Origin of the sequence: Plesiomonas sp. PI-19 (assembly GCF_021368255.1) — a bacterium.
Lineage (GTDB): Bacteria > Pseudomonadota > Gammaproteobacteria > Enterobacterales > CAMTGL01 > Plesiomonas > Plesiomonas shigelloides.
Map to the genome: position 1 here is coordinate 124,024 of NZ_JAJNMQ010000001.1, position 20,411 is coordinate 144,434.

At 55.7% G+C, this 20,411-nt stretch carries 18 protein-coding genes and 1 riboswitch; of the genes, 9 read left to right on the forward strand and 9 right to left on the reverse strand.

Going from position 1 to position 20,411, the window contains the following annotated elements; translation table 11 throughout:
- The first annotated feature begins 3 nt into the window (after positions 1 to 3).
- The 5 genes from LQ901_RS00600 (at position 4) to folA (ending at position 4,144) form a co-directional block, all read left to right on the forward strand.
- A complete protein-coding gene (locus LQ901_RS00600) occupies positions 4 to 957 on the forward strand; it encodes a DMT family transporter (RefSeq protein WP_039045759.1) in 954 nt (317 codons plus the stop codon).
- Between the two features lie 29 nt (positions 958 to 986).
- The gene (cgtA, locus tag LQ901_RS00605; protein WP_010864717.1) at positions 987 to 2,168 is read left to right on the forward strand and encodes an Obg family GTPase CgtA; all 1,182 of its coding nucleotides are present in this window, start codon (positions 987 to 989) and stop codon (positions 2,166 to 2,168) included.
- Positions 2,169 to 2,333: 165 nt separating this feature from the next.
- Positions 2,334 to 3,116 carry a threonine/serine exporter ThrE family protein gene (locus tag LQ901_RS00610; RefSeq protein ID WP_010864716.1) on the forward strand — a complete coding sequence of 261 codons (783 nt, stop codon included), beginning with the start codon at positions 2,334 to 2,336 and terminating at the stop codon, positions 3,114 to 3,116.
- A complete protein-coding gene (locus LQ901_RS00615) occupies positions 3,113 to 3,577 on the forward strand; it encodes a threonine/serine exporter family protein (protein WP_036770028.1) in 465 nt (154 codons plus the stop codon). The genes LQ901_RS00610 and LQ901_RS00615 overlap by 4 nt, the downstream gene beginning before the upstream one ends.
- Before the next feature lie 75 nt (positions 3,578 to 3,652).
- Positions 3,653 to 4,144, forward strand: a complete 492-nt coding sequence (gene folA / locus LQ901_RS00620) for a type 3 dihydrofolate reductase (RefSeq protein ID WP_064978226.1) — start codon at positions 3,653 to 3,655, stop codon at positions 4,142 to 4,144.
- Positions 4,145 to 4,226: 82 nt separating this feature from the next.
- On the opposite strand, the gene apaH is transcribed toward folA, so the two are convergent.
- The 6 genes from apaH to lptD form a co-directional block, all read right to left on the reverse strand.
- Complete coding sequence (gene apaH, locus LQ901_RS00625; protein ID WP_047706726.1) at positions 4,227 to 5,057, reverse strand: bis(5'-nucleosyl)-tetraphosphatase (symmetrical) ApaH; 831 nt, start codon at positions 5,055 to 5,057, stop codon at positions 4,227 to 4,229.
- 6 nt (positions 5,058 to 5,063) lie between these two features.
- Complete coding sequence (apaG, locus tag LQ901_RS00630; protein WP_010864712.1) at positions 5,064 to 5,456, reverse strand: Co2+/Mg2+ efflux protein ApaG; 393 nt, start codon at positions 5,454 to 5,456, stop codon at positions 5,064 to 5,066.
- A 27-nt stretch (positions 5,457 to 5,483) separates the two neighbouring features.
- Positions 5,484 to 6,320 (reverse strand): 16S rRNA (adenine(1518)-N(6)/adenine(1519)-N(6))-dimethyltransferase RsmA, encoded by an 837-nt coding sequence (gene rsmA / locus LQ901_RS00635; RefSeq protein ID WP_010864711.1) that lies wholly within the window; start codon positions 6,318 to 6,320, stop codon positions 5,484 to 5,486.
- On the reverse strand, positions 6,317 to 7,312 hold the full coding sequence (gene pdxA / locus LQ901_RS00640; RefSeq protein ID WP_064978225.1) for a 4-hydroxythreonine-4-phosphate dehydrogenase PdxA: 996 nt from the start codon (positions 7,310 to 7,312) through the stop codon (positions 6,317 to 6,319). Before pdxA ends, rsmA begins: the two co-directional genes overlap by 4 nt.
- A gap of 71 nt (positions 7,313 to 7,383) precedes the next feature.
- Positions 7,384 to 8,685 carry a peptidylprolyl isomerase SurA gene (gene surA / locus LQ901_RS00645; protein WP_039045763.1) on the reverse strand — a complete coding sequence of 434 codons (1,302 nt, stop codon included), beginning with the start codon at positions 8,683 to 8,685 and terminating at the stop codon, positions 7,384 to 7,386.
- Positions 8,686 to 8,747: 62 nt separating this feature from the next.
- Positions 8,748 to 11,072 (reverse strand): LPS assembly protein LptD, encoded by a 2,325-nt coding sequence (gene lptD / locus LQ901_RS00650; protein WP_064978224.1) that lies wholly within the window; start codon positions 11,070 to 11,072, stop codon positions 8,748 to 8,750.
- 230 nt (positions 11,073 to 11,302) lie between these two features.
- Here lptD and djlA point away from each other — a divergent pair, with 230 nt between their 5' ends.
- Positions 11,303 to 12,124 (forward strand): co-chaperone DjlA, encoded by an 822-nt coding sequence (gene djlA / locus LQ901_RS00655; RefSeq protein WP_010864707.1) that lies wholly within the window; start codon positions 11,303 to 11,305, stop codon positions 12,122 to 12,124.
- A gap of 112 nt (positions 12,125 to 12,236) precedes the next feature.
- Here the strand turns inward: djlA and LQ901_RS00660 are convergent, their stop codons facing one another.
- Both LQ901_RS00660 and LQ901_RS00665 read right to left on the reverse strand, forming a co-directional pair.
- Positions 12,237 to 14,447 (reverse strand): GGDEF domain-containing protein, encoded by a 2,211-nt coding sequence (locus LQ901_RS00660; protein ID WP_233671905.1) that lies wholly within the window; start codon positions 14,445 to 14,447, stop codon positions 12,237 to 12,239.
- Positions 14,448 to 14,794: 347 nt separating this feature from the next.
- Positions 14,795 to 15,553, reverse strand: a complete 759-nt coding sequence (locus LQ901_RS00665; RefSeq protein ID WP_152135749.1) for an enoyl-CoA hydratase — start codon at positions 15,551 to 15,553, stop codon at positions 14,795 to 14,797.
- Between the two features lie 215 nt (positions 15,554 to 15,768).
- Positions 15,769 to 15,859: riboswitch (TPP riboswitch) on the forward strand.
- 167 nt (positions 15,860 to 16,026) lie between these two features.
- On the opposite strand from LQ901_RS00665, the gene thiB reads away from it, so the two are divergent.
- The 3 genes from thiB to thiQ are packed head-to-tail and all read left to right on the forward strand — an operon-like array spanning position 16,027 to position 19,344.
- Positions 16,027 to 17,004, forward strand: a complete 978-nt coding sequence (gene thiB / locus LQ901_RS00670) for a thiamine ABC transporter substrate binding subunit (RefSeq protein ID WP_064978518.1) — start codon at positions 16,027 to 16,029, stop codon at positions 17,002 to 17,004.
- Complete coding sequence (gene thiP / locus LQ901_RS00675) at positions 16,980 to 18,653, forward strand: thiamine/thiamine pyrophosphate ABC transporter permease (protein WP_064978221.1); 1,674 nt, start codon at positions 16,980 to 16,982, stop codon at positions 18,651 to 18,653. The genes thiB and thiP overlap by 25 nt, the downstream gene beginning before the upstream one ends.
- Positions 18,637 to 19,344, forward strand: a complete 708-nt coding sequence (gene thiQ / locus LQ901_RS00680; protein WP_152135748.1) for a thiamine ABC transporter ATP-binding protein ThiQ — start codon at positions 18,637 to 18,639, stop codon at positions 19,342 to 19,344. Before thiP ends, thiQ begins: the two co-directional genes overlap by 17 nt.
- A gap of 177 nt (positions 19,345 to 19,521) precedes the next feature.
- On the opposite strand, the gene LQ901_RS00685 is transcribed toward thiQ, so the two are convergent.
- A complete protein-coding gene (locus LQ901_RS00685) occupies positions 19,522 to 20,289 on the reverse strand; it encodes a DedA family protein (protein ID WP_152135747.1) in 768 nt (255 codons plus the stop codon).
- Positions 20,290 to 20,411 lie beyond the last annotated feature (122 nt).

The following is a 20,411-nucleotide window of genomic DNA, read 5'->3' on the forward strand; positions in this document are numbered from 1 at the left end:
TGGATGTTGCGACAGCAGGCCACAATAGGATGTTTATTAGCTTTGCTGACGGCAGTATTCTGGGGTGCATTGCCGATAGCGATGAAACAGGCGCTAGAGGTGTTGGATCCTTACACCATTGTCTGGTTCCGGTTTGTCAGCGCAACGCTGGGGCTGGGTCTGTGGCTGGCATGGCGGCGGGGATTGCCTTCTCCGGTGCTACTCTGGCGTAATTATCGCGCCCTGCTTCTTGTTGCTACGCTGGGTTTAGCGGGTAACTTCCTGTTATTTAATTCTGCCCTACAATATTTAAGTCCGGCCGTGGTGCAGGTGGTGATCCAGCTGGCACCGGTGTTGCTGTTGCTGGCCAGTGTGTGGATTTTAAAAGAGCCACTGCAACGCCATCAGGGCATTGGACTGTTACTGTTACTGGGCGGCATGCTGCTGTTTTTCAATGAGCGCCTGTATGAGCTGTTTACCAGCTTAAGCAGCTATACCCTTGGGGTGTTGCTGGCGGTGGCTGCGGCGGTAGTCTGGGTAGCCTATGGCGTAGCGCAAAAGCTGTTACTGCGTCGGTTATCTTCCCCGCAGATTTTGCTGGTGCTCTACACCTTGTCGGCCTTGTTATTTACGCCGATGGCGCAGCCGCAACAAGCGGCGGCGATGGATATGCGCCAATGGGGCATGCTGCTGTTTTGCTGCCTGAATACGCTGGTGGGCTATGGCGCATTTGCCGAGGCCATGGCGCGCTGGGAAGCGGCAAAAGTGAGTGCTATCGTGACGTTGGCGCCACTGTTTACCATACTGTTTTTAGATCTGTTGAGCGTGAGTTATCCGGCCCTGTTTACTGCGGCGCCGCTTAACCTGCTTGGCTATATTGGTGCGTTGGTGGTGGTTGCCGGCGCCATGTTTTCTGCCATCGGCCATCGTTTGTTGCCACCGCGCGCTGTGAAGCCCGTGGCCACGGAAAGTGACTGAGCCGGTGGGCATTTTGCTCGGAGACGTTCATGAAGTTTGTCGATGAAGCGGTGATCCGCGTCGAAGCTGGTGACGGCGGTAATGGCTGTGCCAGTTTCCGCCGTGAAAAATATATTCCAAAAGGTGGCCCGGACGGCGGTGACGGCGGTGACGGCGGTGACGTATATCTGCTGGCGGACGAGAACCTCAATACCCTGATTGATTACCGTTTTGAGCGCAGTTTCCGTGCTGAGCGCGGCGAGAATGGCCGTGGCAGTAACTGTACCGGTAAGCGTGGTCAGGATATCACCCTGAAGGTGCCCGTGGGTACGCGCGCGGTGGATGAAGAGACCGGAGAAACCTTAGGTGACTTGACCCAGCACGGCCAAAAGATGCTGGTGGCCAAGGGCGGTTTCCACGGCTTGGGTAACACCCGTTTTAAATCCTCGGTGAACCGTACCCCGTATCAAAAAACGCCGGGTACACCGGGTGAGAAACGCGAACTGCGTTTAGAGCTGATGCTGCTGGCTGACGTGGGGATGTTGGGGATGCCGAATGCCGGTAAATCTACCTTTATCCGTGCGGTATCCGCAGCGCGTCCAAAAGTAGCGGACTATCCGTTTACCACCTTGGTGCCAAGCCTCGGTGTGGTACGGATGGACAGCGAGCGCAGCTTCGTGGTGGCCGATATTCCAGGCCTGATTGAAGGTGCGGCAGACGGTGCCGGTCTGGGGATCCGTTTCCTCAAGCACTTGGAGCGTTGTCGTGTGCTGCTGCACATCATCGACATCAATCCAGTCGATGGCTCTGATCCGGCCGAGAACGCGCGGATCATCGTGTCAGAGCTGGAGCAGTACAGTGAAATGCTGGCCGCGAAACCGCGTTGGCTGGTGTTTAACAAAGTCGATCTGATGAGCGAAGAAGAAGCCAACGAGCGGATCGCGAAGATCGTTGCCGATCTGGAGTGGGAGGGTGATTACTACACCATCTCTGCGGCCACCGGTAAGAACGTGACGCCACTGTGCTGGGACATCATGCAGCTGATCGAAAGCCTGCCGAAGGAAAGCGAGCAGCAAGCGCCAGCGGGCACCGAAGATGTGAAGTTCAAGTGGGATGATTATCATCGTGAGCAACTGGACGAAGTCTGGGAAGGTTCAGATGATGATGACGATCTCGACGATGATGACTGGGATGAAGACGAGTACGACGTAGAGATCATCTACAAGCCGTAATCGTTTGAGGTAAGTATTGCCTTACTTACGCATCGCCATCGTATCGGCATAGTAAAGAAGCCGCTTCTGTTCGCAGAAAGCGGCTTTTTTCTTGCGTAAAATCAGCCTTTTTTGTCATGAAAACGGTTTTAATGTCACATTATGTGTGGTGAAGCGAGAAAGCAGATGCAACAAGGAGATCTGAACGAGCCGGCGCAGCGGGAAGTGACCCGTTTATGCATTCAAAGCGCCCTGATGCTGTTGCAGCACGGCGCGGAGAGTACGCTGGTCGAGCAAGTGTCGGAGCGCTTAGGGTTGGCGCTTGGGGCTGACAGTGTGGAAATTTCGATTTCGGCTAATGCTATTGTGCTGTCGACCTTGAGCCGACAACGCTGTATCACCACCACGCGGCGCAATGTGGATCGTGGGATCAACATGCAGGTGGTTACTGCGGTGCAGCACACCATGATCATGGCTGAACGCGGTTTGCTGTCAATTGGCGATGTACGCAAACGATTGGATAAGATCAAACCGCTCCGCTATCCACGTGGCTTAGTGGTGCTGATGGTGGGGTTATCGTGCGCCAGTTTCTCACATTTATCCGGTGGTGATGCGGCGGTGTTTGCCTTGACGTTTGTGGCCAGTGCCATTGCCATGTTGGTGCGCCAAGAGCTGGCGCATCGCCACTTTAATCCGCTGGTCAATTTTTGTGTCACCGCCTTTGTGGCCAGCTCAATTGCTTCGCTCGGGATCTCGTATCAAATTGGCAATTTGCCGTCATTGCCGATGGCATCCAGTGTGCTGCTGCTGGTGCCCGGTTTTCCGCTGATTAATGCGCTGTCCGATATGGTCAAAGGGCACGTCAACATGGGGCTGGCGCGTTGGACCATGGCGACCTTGCTGACCTTTGCAACCTGTGCGGGGATTGTGCTGGCGATGGCGCTATGGGATGTGCGGGGGTGGTCATGACCTTATTACCGGCGTTACTACAGGATATGTTTTTTGCTGCTATTCCGGCGGTGGGGTTTGCCTTGCTGTTTAACGTGCCTGTACGTGCGCTGCGTTACTGCGCGATGCTCGGCGCGTTGGGGCATGGGCTGCGCTTTTTGCTGCTGCATTATGGCTGGCCTATCGAATGGAGCACGTTGCTGGCGTCAACCACGATTGGCATGATCGGCGTGCATTGGTCACATCGCTATATGGCGCACCCGAAAGTGTTTACGGTGGCGGCGGTGATCCCGATGGTGCCGGGAGTCAAAGCCTACAAGGCGATGCTGGCACTGGTGGAGATCAATCACCGCGGCTATACCCATGAGCTGATGTCGCAAATGGTGACCCATTTCCTGCAAACATTCTTTATTGTCGGCGCGTTGGCCCTCGGCTTGGCGGTACCGGGATTGTTATTCTACCGCCGTCGTCCAGTGGTATAGTGCCGGTTTTAAGCAGTATTACCGCTAGCCGTGCAGATAACAGTGCTGATAGCGATGTAGAGGCAGGAGACAGCCATGAAAATCAGTTTAATTGCGGCGATGGCCGACGATCGGATCATCGGACAGGATAACCAGATGCCGTGGCATCTGCCGGCTGACTTTGCTTGGTTTAAGGCGCAGACCTTGGGTAAACCGGTGATCATGGGCCGTCATACCTTTGCCTCGATTGGCCGACCACTGCCGGGACGGCGCAATATCGTGCTGTCGCGCCAGTGCGGGGATGACCCACGGGTCGAGTGGTGTAGCTCACTGGAGCAGGCTCTGGCGTTGGTGGCCGGCGTTGAGGAAGTGATGGTTATTGGCGGCGGTCATGTGTACCAGCAGGCGCTGCCACTGGCGACTCATCTGTATCTCACGCTGATTGATGCTGAGGTGAATGGCGATACCCGCTTTCCTGACTGGCAAGCGGCGGGAGAGTGGCACGAAACGTTTCGCGAGGAGCGTCCTGCCGATAGCGCCAATGCGTATCGCTGCGCGTTTACTATCTGGGAGCGTCAGCCGGCATAGCGCTTGGTTGGCTTAGTGCTCACGCGTGAGTTCGACTCACCCAAGGTTGTCGCGGGTGAGTCGATAAACTTGAGAAACCCGTTTACAGACCACTGCCGTAGGCGCGCAGCGCCGGTTGGGTAAAGTAACGTTGGTCATCCCAGCGCAGTAAGGTCAGGTAATTTCCCCACACACAGCCGGTATCCAGCGCATACACTGCCGGTTGCTCGGTGACACCAATCAAGGCCGCCCAATGGCCAAACACCACGCGGTGGCGAGCCAACAAAGAATTCGGCAGGCGATACCAAGGTTGTAACTCGCCCGGCGCTTCCATTGGTGCCAACTTACAGTGCATATCGAGCCGGCCATCAGGGTGACAATAGCGCATCCGGGTCAGGGCGTTGATGCTGTAGCGCAGGCGCTCCATCCCGCGAAGGGATTCTGACCAGCGATCGGGCTGATCGCCATACATAGCGCGTAGCAGTGTCGGGTAGTCGTCTTGCTGTAGCGCATGCTCGACTTCGGCGGCGCACTGCTGAGCGGTCGCCAGATCCCATTGTGGCGAGATCCCGGCATGGGCCATCACAAAACTAAACTCGGGGTGGGTGAGCAGCAGCGGCTGGTGCCGCAGCCAGTGCATCAATTCGCTGCGATCGGGGGCATCGAGTACCGGTTGCAAGTAATCGCGCGCCTTGGCGCTGGCGATCCCCGCATCAATGGCCAGTAAGTGCAAATCATGGTTACCAAGCACGGTACGCGCGGCAGGCCCTAAATCACGCACCAGACGCAGACAGTCCAATGAACGCGGGCCGCGCGCCACTAGATCGCCGGTCAGCCACAGTTGATCGCAGGCTGGATCAAAATGCACCTGCTCAAGCAGGGCTTGCAGTTCATCAAAGCAACCTTGCAGGTCGCCAACAACATAAGTCGCCATAACGCTTTACTGTATGAGATGAGGGATGGCCAGTCGAAACACCGGAATCGGCACCTGATAGGTGTGCCCGTCAGGGGTGCTCATCAGGTAGTGCCCTTGTAAGGTGCCGACCGGAGTGGGCAAGACAGTGCCACTGGTGTAGCGGTAGCAAGAGCCCGGAGCCAGTACTGGTTGTTCGCCGACCACACCTTCGCCTTCGATGTCGGTTTGCTGACCGTTAGCATCGGTCAGCAACCAATAACGACGGCGCAATTGCAGCGTTAGCGCACTTTGGTTATGCAGGGTGACCGTGTAGGTGAACACAAAACGCGCCAACTCGGGCGCGGACTGGGCTTCCACATACGCAGGTTGAACTTCAACACTGACTGCGACACGGGCCTGTTCGGTGGGCTCCTGCATACCTGACTCCTTGTGCAAGGCCAAGGGTTACTCGGCGTTGCGGTTTTGCTCCGGTTGTGGCGGATTGTCGGACAACCAGTTAGCTAACCGGCAGAACTGCTCCACCGTGATGTTCTCGGCGCGCAGGGTCGGGTCGATCCCCAGCGCTTCGAGTTGTTCAACGCTAAACAGATGACTTAAGCCATTGCGCAGCGTTTTACGACGCTGGTTAAACGCATCAGTGGTGACACGGCTCAGCCAGCGCAGGTTTTTCACTGGGAATGGCTTTTGTGCGTGCGGCACCAAACGGACTACGGCGGAGTCAACTTTTGGCGCAGGCTTAAAGGCGTGCGGTGGCACTTCCAGTACCGGGATCACCTGACAATAGTATTGCGCCATTACGCTCAGACGGCCATAGGCTTTGCTGCCCGGGCCGGCGGCCAGACGGTTGACCACTTCTTTTTGCAGCATGAAGTGCATGTCACTGATGCTGTCAGTGTAGTCGAACAGGTGGAACATCAGTGGGGTGGAGATGTTGTACGGCAGGTTACCGAACACGCGCAGCTTTTGCCCTAACTCTGCGGAGATCGCCGAGAAATCGGCGCTCATGGCATCTTGTTCACGCACGGTCAGCTTGTCTTTCAGCTGAGGGTGATGACGCAGACGCTCGGCCAGATCGCGGTCGATTTCGATTACGGTCATGTGGTCCAGATCGCGGGCTACGGGCTCGGTCAGCGCCGCCAGACCTGGGCCGATTTCCAGCATAGCTTCGCCTTTGCGCGGGTTAATCGCGCTGACGATGCTGTCGATAACGAACACATCGTTCAGGAAGTTTTGACCAAAGCGTTTACGGGCGCGGTGCCCGAGGTGAACACTGTCATTCATTGTGTTTGTGAATCCGTCATAGTAATGGCGAGGGTTAGCGCAGTCCGGAAGCTGCCCTCGTCGGCAAATGGGGTAGCGGCAAGATCCAGTGCCGTTCCGTGATCCACCGACGTGCGGATATACGGTAACCCTAGCGTAATATTGACTGCGCGGCCAAAGCCTTGGTATTTAAGCACCGGCAGGCCCTGATCGTGGTACATGGCCAGTACAGCATCGGCGTCGCGCAGGTATTTGTCTTGAAACAGGGTATCGGCCGGTAGTGGGCCGATAAGATCCATCCCTTCACTGCGCAATTGGGCGAGCAAAGGTTCGATCACCTCGATTTCCTCATGCCCCATATGTCCGCCTTCACCGGCATGTGGGTTTAGCCCACAGATGTAAATACGCGGTTGCGGACGGGCAAATTTTTGCTGCAGATCGCGATGCAAAATGGTGATCACTTCACGCAGACTCTCTGCGGTAATGGCGTCAGCCACCTCACGCAGTGGCAGGTGGGTTGTCGCCAGTGCGACCCGCATTTGCTCGGTCGCCAGCATCATCACCACTTTGTGGCAGCCGGCGCGGTCGGCAAAAAATTCGGTATGGCCACTGAATGGGATCCCTGCATCGTTGATGATCCCCTTGTGTACCGGACCGGTGATAATAGCGGCAAACTCCCCCTGCTGACAACCGTCAGCGGCGCGCGCCAGTGTCGCTAACACGTAGTGTGCGTTGGCGCTATCGAGCTGACCGGGAATGGCGGGCGTGGACAAGCTGACCGGTAACAAAGTCAGGGTACCAGCGGCTTGCGCTTGTGGCGCGCGCTCCGGTTGATACGGCAACAAGGTCAGCGGTAGTTGCAGCGTCGCGGCGCGCGCTTGCAGCAGCGCCGGATCGGCGCAGACCACCAGTTCCGCTGGCCATGCCTGCTGCGCTAATTTGATGATGAGATCCGGACCGACACCGGCCGGCTCTCCGGGTGTGATAACCAGACGTGATACAGGCAGCGTCATGACATCCTACCTTAGTGCTATATGGCGCTAAAAACAGCACGGGCACCCGAAGGTGCCCGTGACGGCAACGATTAATGGGCGTCGTCTTGCGGGTCGACGATTTTAACGTAGGCAGCAGCGCGCTGCTCTTGCAGCCACACCGGCATCTCTTCGGCAAACTTCATGTTAAACAACATGCGGTAAGCGCGATCTTTGAGCGCCGCATCGGTGCGATCCACTTGCTTGGTATCCAGCAATTGCACGATATGCCAGCCAAATGGACTTTGGAACGGCTGGCTGATTTGGCCCGGTTTCAGGCTGTCCAGCTCGTTACGGAACTGCGGTACGAACACGTCCGGCGTAGTCCAACCCAGATCGCCGCCTTGCGCCGCGGAGCCCGGATCTTGTGAATATTCGCGCGCAGCGGCGGCAAAATCGATCTTCTTATTCAGAATATCGTTACGCAGTTGCAGCAGTTTAGCCCGCGCTTGCGCGTCATCTTGCATCACCGACGTTTTCAGCAGAATGTGGCGGGCATGCACTTCGGTGGCTTTAACACTTTGCTCGCTACCGCGCAGCTCGTTGACTTTCAGGATGTGGAAACCCACACCGGTGCGAAACGGACCAATCACCTGACCACGCTGCGCGCCGGCCACTTTCTCGGCAAAAATACTCGGGATGGCTTGTGGACGCACCCAACCTAAATTACCGCCTTCCAGTGCCCGTGGGCCGGAAGAGTTAGCGATCGCCAGTTTGGAGAAATCCGCGCCTTGCTTGAGCTCTTTGACCAGCTGCTCGGCGCGTTGACGTGCGGCATCCACTTCATCTTGGGTTGGATTTTCTGGCAGCGCAATTTGAATATGGCTGAGATTAATCTCTTCGCCTTTTTGCGCTTGTGAGCTGATCTGCTTGGCCAGATTATCCACTTCCTGTGGCAGGATGTTGATGCGGCTACGTACCTGTGAGTTACGCGCTTCGGTCGCCAGCATCTCTTTACGGATCTGCTCGCGGTAGTCGGCATAGTTGATGCCTTGCGCTTTCAAGGCTTGCTGCAGCTGTGCTGGGCTCATCTTGTTTTGCGCGGCAATGCCAGCAATCGCGTTGTCCAGATCGGCATCGCTGACGGTAATGCCCATTTTCGTGGCCAGTTGCAGCTGGATTTGATCCAGGATCAGTTTATCCAGCGCTTGATGGCGCAGAGCCTCGGCATCCGGTAATTGTTGACCGGCTTGCTGGGCATTCAGCTTGACTGAATGCACCAAATTATTCACTTCGCTTTGCAGTACCACCCCGTTATTGACGATGGCGGCGACTTGATCCAGTGACTGCGGAGCCGCAACCGCATTGGTACTGACGATTGCCAGCAGAGAAAGCCATGTTTTCCAGTTCTTCATTCGCCTATCCATCCTGCGTTTTGAAGTATGCAATTGAGTAAGAAAGCCTGAACCTGAGGCCATCAGTTATTCAGGTTAAACGGGCGTTGATATGGCAAAATACCGTCTCCCAGCATGCTACCGATGCCGGTGGAGTAGTTATTGCCCAGACCGCGGATTTCCACATTAAAGGAGATTCCGTTGTCGTAGATACCGCCACCGGTTTCACCAACGCTGGCGTCGTAGCCGATGATTTTACGCTCGTAAGTTAAGTTAACGGCCCAGCAGCAGGTGTTGTATTGCAAACCGAGCAGTTGGGTTGCCGGTTGCTGCTGTTTGGTATCGTAATAGTACTGACCCACCACGCCGATGCGGTCAGTGACCGGCCATGCTGCCACGACCCCAACCTGTGACAGGTCGGTCGGGTAGTTTTTATTCGGCAGTGCATCGTTGATGTACTCTTGGCTGGCATAGCGATAGTTCAGCTGTACCAGTCGTTCGGCATCTTTGCGGTATTCCAATACGGCATTTCCCAAAGACGCTTGATTGAGTTCGGTATCGTACTGTATTCCGGCCTTGGCACTCCAGTTTTGCGAGAACACGGCGTTAGACTCTGCGGCCCAGGCAGAAGTTCGCTGTTTTTCATCATCGTTAATCGGTGCTACTTGCGGGGTTTCAAAATAGAAAATTTGCCCGACCGCAAAGTTAAAGCGTTCATTCAAGGATGAATCAAAGAAGCGCGTCGTCAGACCGGTGGTCACCTGATTGGCGGAGGCGATGCGATCCAGACCGCTGTAACGGCGATCGCGGAACATGCCTAAGTAATCCATCTGCAGCGCGGTGGAGTCATAGCCTAGGCTGTTCGGCGCACCAATCCCAGTTTGGTCTCGGTACGGGCGATACAGGTATTGAATGCGCGGCTCCAAGGTCTGGGTATAGGCATCCAGCCACTTGGTATCGCGTTCAAACACCATTTTGCCGTCAATTTTGCCTTGTGGAATAAAGCGCGATACCGACTCTTCCATCTGGTTGCGGTATTGCACTGGAATATCCTGCTGGTAGTGCGTGGCATAAGCTTTGGCACTCACTTCCAGACTCCCCCAGCGGTTGGCGATGGGATAACTCACGGTCGGTTCAAAATGCACCCGCGTAGCGGTTGGCATCGCCGGATTATCGTTATCGAACCGCGCGACCTGACCATACAGATGCGTGTTGAGCTGCTCGTTGATCAGATCGTTGTTGTAATAGTTAATATCCAGCTGCGGCGCGGTACGATAGGCGCTGGCGACTTGGGTATTAAACAACTGGAACTGGGTGGCAGACAGGTTCACCATCCAGTTCGGGTCGGCATAACCAACACTGGCTTTTTGCGTGACATAGCCGTCGGTGGTGTTACCGTACGGTGAGCTTAAGTCATTAAAGTACTGCGGGTCACTGACCTTGGTGTAATCGACGTTAAAACGCCATACCTGATTCATGACGCCACTGTGATTCCAGTAGGTCAGGTAACGCGCTTCATTGTTATACAGCGGGTCATCGGGCAGATAGTTAAAGGCCAGCGTGCCAGTACCTGGTGTGGTCAGGTAGCGAAACTCAGTCATCCACTCGGTGCCACGTTTAGTCATGTAACGCGGCGTGATCGTGGCGTCGTAGTTAGGCGCGATATTCCAGTAGTAAGGAAGCTCCACTTGGAAGCCGGATTTGGTCGATGAGCCAAATGACGGCACCAGAAAACCGGAGCGGCGCTTATTGCCAATCGGAATTTGCAGGTACGGCGTGTAGAAGACCGGGACGCCAGCGACGCGAAAACGCGCGTTCCACAGCTCCGCCACTTCTTCATCGCGGTCTTGCACCATGGTGGTAGCGGCAATACTCCAACTGTCATCATCCGGCAGACAGGTGGTAAATACGCCACTTTTCATGATGCTGTAACGGTTATTGTCACGCAGCTGTAATTGACGTGCGGTACCGCGCCCTTGCTTGCCCACCAACTGGTAATTGGCGTCATCCACATCGGTATCTTTGCTATCCAGATCGGACCAGGCACGCGGACCTTTGAGGGTAATGGTGGGGTCAAAATAGTGCACATTACCACTGGCGGTCATTTCACGTTTGACCGGTTTACCATCGACCAGCTTTTGTGTCACTTGCGCTTCATGCGCGGTCAGTTGACGGTTACCTTGTTCGACATTGACGTTACCGGTATACAGCGCACGGTTCGGATAATCGACATCCGCATCGTCAGATAAGATGGTGACCGGTAAATTGTTCGGATCGCCATTTACCAGCGGCTTTGTATAATGAGGCACGCCGGCCAGACACTGGCTGCGCAGGTCAGCATAACTGTGCGGACTGAACAGAATCGCACTGATGGCGGAAGCCAGAATTGTCGGGAAAAATTTTTTCATACCAGATTGTGGGTCCTGCAACCTGAGCGGGCACCGTTGCCCGCAAGCAATTGAGCTTAATGCAGAGTATGATAAAGCAAATTGCCTTTCTCGGCACTTATATGATTGTTTGTATGATTCCGGCCGCAGATGTATGCCTCGAGCGGAACCAGCTGGCTGGCAATAACAGAAAAAATAATGCGTGGGCGCGATGCTGCGCAGCCTGAATAACGGGTTTAAGAGGGGCTTGAATGCAATTGTGGGGCAAACTTCTGGGCGTGGTGCTGGGCGTACTGGTCGGCGGACCGATTGGTGCGTTTTTTGGCCTGTTAATCGGCCATCAAGTGGACAAAAGACTGGCGGCACAATCCCATTTACAGGGTTATTTCAGTAATCAACAGGCCCGGCAGTCTCTGTTTTTTCAGGCCACCTTTTCTACCATGGGGCATCTGACCAAATCCAAGGGACGGGTGACCGAAGCCGATATCCACATGGCCAATGCCATGATGGACCGAATGAATCTGCACGGTGAGGCGCGTCGCGCCGCGCAAGAGGCGTTTCGTGCCGGTAAGTCGGCTGATTTTGCCTTACGCCAGACGTTACGCGATTTTCGTCGCGCCTGTTTTGGTCGCTTTGACTTGCTGCAGATGTTTATGGAGATCCAGCTGCAAACGGCGTTTGCCGATGGCTCTTTGCACCCGAGTGAGCGTGAAGTGCTGTATGTGATTGCCGAAGAGCTGGGTTTTTCGCGTCATCAGTTCGAGCAGTTGCTGTCGATGTTGGAGGGCAGTACTCAGTTTCGCGGTCATCAGCAATCGCATCAGGAAGGCTGGTCACCGCGTTCGGCAACACGGGGTCCTACGGTGGAAGATGCGTGTAAAGTGCTGGGAGTGCCAGCCGATGCCGATAATCAAACCATCAAGCGCGCTTATCGCAAACTGATGAATGAACATCATCCAGATAAGTTGGTGGCTAAAGGCTTACCGCCGGAGATGATGGAGTTGGCCAAGCAAAAGGCGCAGGACATCCAAGCAGCGTATGACTTGTTACGTCGCGAGCGCGGTTTTCGCTAACACAGTTAATAAAAAAAGCGGCGCAATAGCGCCGCTTTTTTTGTCTCTACTTTCGCTCTCCGGCGGAGTTTACCAACCGATGTACATTAATGTTTGTGTTCAGCGTGCGCAGTTAGGTGCCACTGGCCAGCGGGAGGGCATTTTCTTGCCCGTCAGTCAGCGCCGCGCTTTGCCGCTGATTCGCTTGCTGCGGGTTGCTATCCGTTAAGGTGGCAGGCCGATGGGTATGCGCCAGTTTCGCTTGTCCGCTGCGCGCAGTGCCCGCTTGTACCAGACAGTGACGTCCGCGCTGCTTGGCTTGGTACAGGGCTTGATCGGCGCTGCGATACAGCTCGGTGCTGTTTTTGCCTTCTCCACTGGCATAGCCGGCCGAGAACGTAAGGATCCCAAACGGTGAACCGCGATGTGGAATCGAGATCTGCTCGGTCAGGTTCATCAACTCGCCAATTAAGATATCTAGCTGCGGCAACAGAGCGGCGGGGATCAGGATCGAAAACTCTTCGCCGCCCATGCGTGATACCACGCAGCCGCGTCCCGCCGCTTTCAGCGCGTCGGCAAAGGTGCGCAGACACTCATCACCGGCCGGATGGCCATAGATATCATTAAAGGCTTTGAAAGCATCGATATCGATCAGGATTAAGCCCGGAGCCGGCGTTTGCGCCATCCATTCACTGATCACTTGATCAAAGTAACGTCGGTTAAATAACCCTGTCAGCGGATCGTGGTACGACAGCTCCAACAAACGTTGGTTGGCTTCGTTCAACTCTTGCGTGCGAGTTTGCACCTGATTATCGAGCGATAAGTTCAGCTGACGCAGTTGTTGCTCGCTTTGAAAACGGGCCATCAAACTGGCCACTACCGCTGAAAACAGATGCAAAATAGTTTGCTGGTGGCTGGTCATTACCCGGCGACTGAGCAGGTTGTCGGCAAAAATCGCGCCGTAGAAACGGCCACAGTGCCACAGGCCGGCGCTCAAGTGCCAGCCGATGCCAATTAAGTGCAAATCGTTAAACAGCGGTGCGTCGCGGCGGACTTTAAAGTAATCCTGCTCGGTCAGCATCGGCACGATAACCGGATCGGCATACGGATCGATAGTCAGCGCCTGTTCATTTCGCAGTTGGCCAATCTCGTCACAGCCGTACGTGCCGCGCAGCATCTGCTGCTCCGGATCCCACAGCAAGATCGCCGCCCGATCAACGCCCAGAGCTTTGATCTTCTCGACTGCTACTTTACAGGCCAGCAGCAGATTATCGGCTTCGGCCATCGCCAACAGTCCTTCGTGCAAAAAGCGCAGTTGTTTTTCGCGCAGCATCTGCACCAGCACCGAGGACACCATGCGGCTGAAGGTGATCAGTAGCACTTGCTGGGCGGCGGTGAGCGGGCGCTGCGACAACAAATTATCCAACGCAAACCACGCGATCGGGCCGTTCTCATCGCGCAAGATCACCATCGCATTCCACCCCACGCCGACGATGGTGTGCTGGGTGTACAGCGGGGCGTTGTCTTTGATCACCAATTCTTGATCTTGGCTGCGCAGTGCTTGATTAAATTCGCTGGTTTGATCGTGATAGTTGTAGATGATATGCCGCTCATCGGCGGTGTTACCTTCATTGTCGGTGCCGAAGGTGCCTTGGACTTGACCAGTAGCCGGATCGTACAGCATCAAGGCGCTGCGACAGCCGGGTAGGATAGTGCGCAGTTGCTCGACTGCCAGCTTGTACAGCTCTTCCGGTTCGCGGCATAGCATCATGGCGCTCATCAACTGCTGTAGCTCACGGATGGTATTGACTTGATTACGTAAGTCATTGAGCTGATTAGCTAACATGGCTTCTTGCAGATCGCGTCGCCCACGTTCGCTGGTCGCTTGGCTGTCATCATGGTGTTTTTGCAGTAGCTGACCAAAAAACAGCAATACCGCCACTTGCGTTGACAGATCGGTGGTCGACAGCTCGGTCGTTGGAAGATCGGTCGCTTGCGCGCTATCGCTATTCGGATTCTCTGGTGTTTGCCATACCAGAATGCGCGGTTGTGCGCTGTTACCGCTTAAACGGCAGATATGCAGATTGGGCTGGTTGTTCAGGGTATGCAAGATCCCGCTTTGCACTAAGACGTGATTTTTCAGCAACAAATCGGCATGACTGAATAACGCCTGATGATCGGCGTCTTGAGGCCAACTGGCCAGTGGCTGTGACTCTTCCAGTCCGACAAATAACCAGCAGTGGGAGGCGTTCAGGACCAGTGCCAGTTCTGGCAATGCTGAATCCAGCAGTGAGGGCTGATCGTAGGCTAATATCCATTGCTGAAGCATTCCGTGCGGGAGCATCGCGTATCCTTAACACCAAACAATGCGCAAAACATGCGATAGCATTATCTAAATAGAACAACGAGTCGATTACATCCGTAAAATCAATGCTGATTTTGAGTGGTAAGTCGATTTTTAACCGGTTGATCTGCGGGGAAGTTTCCCCGTACAGTCGCGAAGGCGTGGCGTTGATCACGTCGACAATTAGGCCGAGAATGACGCAATAGATGCCCTAGATAAGGGCGGTAAAACCACCGCCGTGAGTTAGGCGAGGGTTTTACCGCTCAGTAATGCAATGACTAGCGAAAGATGTGGTTGTGTAGCCTAATATCAGCTTTTCGTGGTGATATTTATCCTGCTTTCGCGTTTTATTTCTTAGCGCTGATCGCGCTTAGCTTAGCACTGACCCGTTGGCGACTCTCTTCGCTGTGCAGCGCTTGCGAAAACGCGCGCGCTTCCAGATCGATGGTAAAGGGCACCGCCTGCTTTAATTCGTTTTTCAGCAAGGCTTTGCTGTTACGTAAGGCGTGTGGCGGTTTGTGTGCTAGCCGTACCGCTTGCGAATGGGCAAAGGCCAACACCTCATTAGCTGGCAAATTGCGATTCGCGAGCCCAGCGTGCGCGGCTTGCGCGCCAGAAAACGTATCGCCCAGCAGCAACCACTCACAGGCGCGCACATGGCCGAGCGTACGCGGTAGCAGTAAGCTCGATGCAAACTCGGGGACTAACCCCAAATCGATAAACGGCAGCTGCAGCACCGCATCATCAGCGACGTAAACCAGATCGCAATGCAATAATAACGTAGTGCCAATACCAATGGCCACACCACATACCGCTGCGACCACCGGTTTCGAGAAGGCGGCTAGCGTGTGTAGCATCCGAATGGCAGGATGTTCGTGATCCAGATTGCCACTTTCGAGAAAGACCGCCAGATCATTACCGGCGGTAAAGCAGCGCTCGCTACCTTGCAGCACCACACAGCGTACGCGATTGTCGCTCGTCGCATCACGCAGCGCCTGCTCCAGCGAGTGGTACATCTCCAGCGTCAGGGCATTTTTCTTTTCTGGGCGATTGAAGGTCAGACACAGCACGCCTTCGTCAGACCGAGTGATTAACAGGCTATCCATGCAAAATCCTTGTTATCAGGGGCGCACGTGACAACAGTGCGGCCGGAGTCGGGGAGAGGGACAATTTGCCATCCTCATTAACGTTGTTGGTACGACCAGTTAACAATAGCAGCATAAACCAGTGGCTGGCAGTTGGAAATCAAATCACACCGTTTGTCACTCCTGTGCTCGGTGTGTGGCTAGTACTGAAGGGGCGATTGCGAGTACAATAAGCGCCGTTCTCAACGGGGTGCCGCGAGGCTGAGATAACACCCGTCGAACCTGATCCGGTTTATACCGGCGGAGGGATTTGAGATCTGCTGTTTGGCGCCGGCGCGCATCAAGGTGAAAGATGCGGTAAGCCGACCATCTTCCGACAGCACTCAAAAACCTTTGCCGACTCCCACAAGGTTGTTAAGGAGCGCAAAGTGTCTGTGACCCCTGTTTCGTTGTTCTCTCGCTGTGTTCGTTCGCGTTTTGGTGTTGGCGCATGGCTGGCGCTGGGCGCGTTAAGTAGCTTGCCGTTGGCGCAAGCAGCTGAGCGCACGCTCACCGTGTATACCTATGATTCGTTTGCCTCTGATTGGGGCCCGGGCCCGGCGATCAAAAAAGCCTTTGAGGCTGAGTGCGGTGATTGTGAGCTGAAATTCGTGGCGCTGGATGATGGCGTGTCGATTTTAAATCGCGTGCGTATGGAAGGGAAAAACAGTCCGGCCGATGTGGTGTTGGGGCTGGATAACAATTTGGTCGCAGACGCCGAGAAAACCGGTCTGTTCGCCCCGCTTCCTGCACCGCAAACCAAGCTCACCCTACCGGGTGGCTGGAACAATACCCACTTCCTGCCGTATGACTACGGTTACTTCGCTTTCGTGTACAACCAAAAACGTTTGAAAACCCCGCCGCAAAGCTTGCATGACTTGGTGGATAGCAAGCAGCCGATCAAGGTGATTTATCAAGATCCGCGCACCAGTACACCGGGGCTGGGGCTGTTGCTGTGGATGAAATCGGTGTATGGCGATCAGGCGGCCGAGGCATGGCAGAAGTTGGCGGGGAAGACCGTCACCGTGACCAAAGGCTGGAGCGAAGCCTACGGACTGTTTCTTAAAGGAGAGGCAGATATGGTGCTGAGTTACACCACCTCGCCGATGTATCACCTGATCAGCGAAAACAATCCAGACTATAAAGCCGCTAACTTTGCCGAAGGTCACTATTTGCAAGTGGAAGTGGCCGGTCAGTTGGCGTCCAGCAAGCAGCCGCAGCTGGCGCAAGAGTTCTTACGCTTTATGCTAACCCCAGCGTTCCAAGATCAGATGGCCACCGGAAACTGGATGCTGCCGGTGACGGATGTGGCGTTACCAAAAGGCTTTGAGCAGGTGGAAAAACCGGTCAAGACGCTGGAGTTTACTCCGCAACAAGTCGAGCAAAATCGCAAGGCGTGGGTGCGTGAGTGGCAGATGGCGGTAAGCCGCTGATGATGGCGCGCGGTCGCTGGCCAGGGATTGTCGCCGGTGGATTACTGTTAGTACTGGCGGCGGCGGCGCTGCTGAGTTTGCTGTGGCAAGCGCCGCAGCAAGCGGGGCTGGAGGTGTTGCACGATCCGTATGTGTGGCACCTCTTACGTTTTACCTTCTGGCAAGCGGCGCTGTCGGCGTTGTTGTCGGTACTACCGGCACTGTTTTTGGCGCGTGCGTTGGCGCGTCGTCAGTTTGTTGGCCGCCGCCTGTTGTTGCGTTTGTGCTCGATGACGCTGGTGTTGCCGGTGTTGGTGGCGGTGTTTGGTCTGATCAGTGTCTACGGGCAAGAAGGGTGGCTGGCGCAGCTGTGTCGCGCTCTGGGGCTGGCGTATCGCTTTTCGCCGTATGGCTTGCAGGGCATCTTACTGGCGCATGTCTTTTTCAACTTGCCGCTGGCCACGCGGTTACTGTTGCAAAGTTTAGAGTCTATTCCGCAAGAGCAATACCAGATCGCCGCGCAGCTCGGCATGAACCAGCGCCAGTGTTGGCGTTGGGTGGAATGGCCACAAGTGCGCCGTCAGTTACTGCCGGCGGCCAGTTTGATCTTTATGCTCTGTTTTGCCAGTTTTGCCGTGGTGTTAGCCCTCGGTGGTGGGCCAAAAGCCTCGACACTGGAAGTGGCTATCTATCAGGCGCTAACCTATGACTTCGATTTAGGGATGGCGGCATGGCTGGCACTGCTGCAAATGGGGGTTTGTCTGGCCTTAGTGCTGGCTAGCCAAAAGCTGGCCGGTTCACTGGCGGCACCAGCGGGGCGTGGCCACGGCGTGCGTTGGTTGCCGGACAATCTCGCCAGTCGACTAACCGATGGCGTGTTGATCGCGGCGGCGATCTTGCTGCTGGTGCCGCCATTACTGGCGGTGGTGGTGGGCGGAATTAGCCGTGCGTTTTGGTCGGTGGTCAGTCAGCCGGCGTTGTGGCAAGCCACGTTGACCTCATTGAGTATTGCCCTGTGCGCCGGCGCGTTGGCGTTAGGGTTGGGCTTGATGATTGCGTGGAGTAGCAGCCGGATGCGTCTTGATGGCTGGCTGCGTAGTGCACGCTATCTGGAGCTTAGTGGCATGCTCATTTTGGCGATGCCGGGATTGGTGCTCGCCACGGGGCTATTTTTACTGCTGCAGCCTTATCCGGCGCTGCGTGCTCACCCGTTTGCCATCGTGGTGCTGTGTAACGCCATGATGGCGCTGCCGTATGTACTAAAAACGCTGAGCGTGCCGGTATTGGACTGCGCGGCGCAGTACGATCGTTTGTGCGCGTCACTCGGTATGCACGGCTGGCGTCGCTGCTATTGGGTCGAGTGGCGGGCGCTGCGCCGTCCTTTGTCGTTGGCGTTTTCCTTTGCCTGCGTGCTGTCGCTGGGAGATTTTGGTGTGATTGCGCTGTTTGGCAGCGAAGATTTTCGCACCTTGCCGCTGTATCTGTATCAGCAAATTGGCGCTTATCGCAGCCAAGATGGTGGCGTGACGGCGCTCTTGTTATTGCTGCTCTGTTTTGGCTTATTTAGCCTGTTTGAGCATCGTCCTTCATCGTCGTCGGCTGCGCTAACCGGCTCGCCGTCTGACACCTCTGCCGCTAAGGATCGTGAGAAACATGCTGTATCTCGATGATGTGACTTTTCTTTACCAAAATCAGCCGATGCGCTTTGACTTGCAGGTGCGAGCCGGTGAACGGGTGGCCATTTTGGGCCCGAGCGGGGCGGGGAAAAGTACCTTGCTCAACTTAATTGCCGGATTTTGTCCGCTGCACAGTGGTCGGTTGTGGCTCAATGGCCAAGAGGCGACCACCTTGCCGGTGGCGCAGCGGCCGGTGTCGATGCTGTTTCAGGAGCACAATTTATTTATGCACCTGACCGTCGGGCAAAATATCGGGTTGGGGTTAGATCCTGGTTTGCGTTTGACTGCCGAGCAGCAGGCGCGCCTGGTGGCGGTCGCGGAGTCGGTGGGGCTTGCCGATTACCTGACGCGTCGGCCCGATACCTTGTCGGGCGGTCAGCGTCAGCGAGTGGCCTTGGCGCGCTGTTTGGTGCGTGATACGCCGATTTTGCTGCTGGATGAACCGTTTTCCGCTCTCGATCCGGCGCTGCGCAGTGACATGCTGGCGCTGGTGGAAGAGGCGTGTGCGCGCTTGAATCTGACCTTACTGATGGTGTCGCACAATTTAGATGATGCCGCCCGTATCGCACCGCGTACCTTGCTGATTGACGATGGTTGCATCTGTTATGACGGGCCGACCGCCGATTTACTCAGTGGCGCGGCGCCACAGGCGCGTATTCTGGGCGTCACGGTCAAGCCGCAATAGCCAAGTCATAGCGGCAAGCCAGAAAGGTGGCCAGAGATGTGGCCAGAGACGCGGAGAGTAGCGAGAGCGCTGACGGCAGGAAGAAGACGCAAACGCGAGAAGATAAAAAAAACGCCCTGCGCGGCAATCGGTGCAGACGCTGGGCGTTTTTTAAAGAGAGCTAAGCAGGTCAGTGCGTCAGAGTTTGAGCACGTCGCGCAGGTGATCCGCGTACAGCGGCATCAACGGTTGTTGCAACAGCCACAGCGTACTGACCACCGCCAGCAGCAGACTGACCATGGTCAGCCAGCGCAGGCGCGGTAACGTCAGGTACTTGCTAAACCAGTCCGCTGGGCGTTGATCATGGCGCAGCCAGCGCCAGCCGAGCCAGACACTGAAGAACATCCCCGCCGCGCTTAACAGCAGCAGCACGCGGAACAGGCCGACGCTCTGTCCTTGTGGGATCCCCAGCGCGACCCCAGCTAAAATCCCCGGCAGCAGATAGACCGGTGGCCAAGTTGCGCAGGCCAGAAAATTCGGCAGGGCAAAACTGCGCGGTGGCAGGTTCAGCATGCCTGCCGCCAGCGGCACAATCGGGCGTGTCGGCCCGATATGCCGGCCCCAGAAAATGGTTGGCATACTGTGCTGGTGCAGCGCATATTCAATCTTGTTAATGGTGCTTTGATAGCGCTGCAGCGGACGAAAATTGCGTAGTGGCGCTTGGAAATAGTGGCCGGCCAGATATGAGCCCCAATCGCCCACCATGCAGCCCAACGTAGCGGCCAACCATGCCAGCCAGAAATTCACTTCGCCGTGGCCAATCAGCAGACCAATCGAGGTCATGATGACCGAGCTCGGCACCAACAGACCGATGAGCGCAATGGATTCAATCAACGCCGCCAAGAACGCAGCACTGAGCGCATAGTGCATGGCATACAGCTGAAGATGGTTAAGTAATGCCTCCATCGGAACCTCTTTAAACGGGGCGGCAAGCCGAAATCGCGATACTGGTGGAGTCTGCGTACCTGAGTACAAGACGCACAGTGTTCAGCCGGTCAACCGCAAGGCGAGCTGACCGGCCAGTGAGG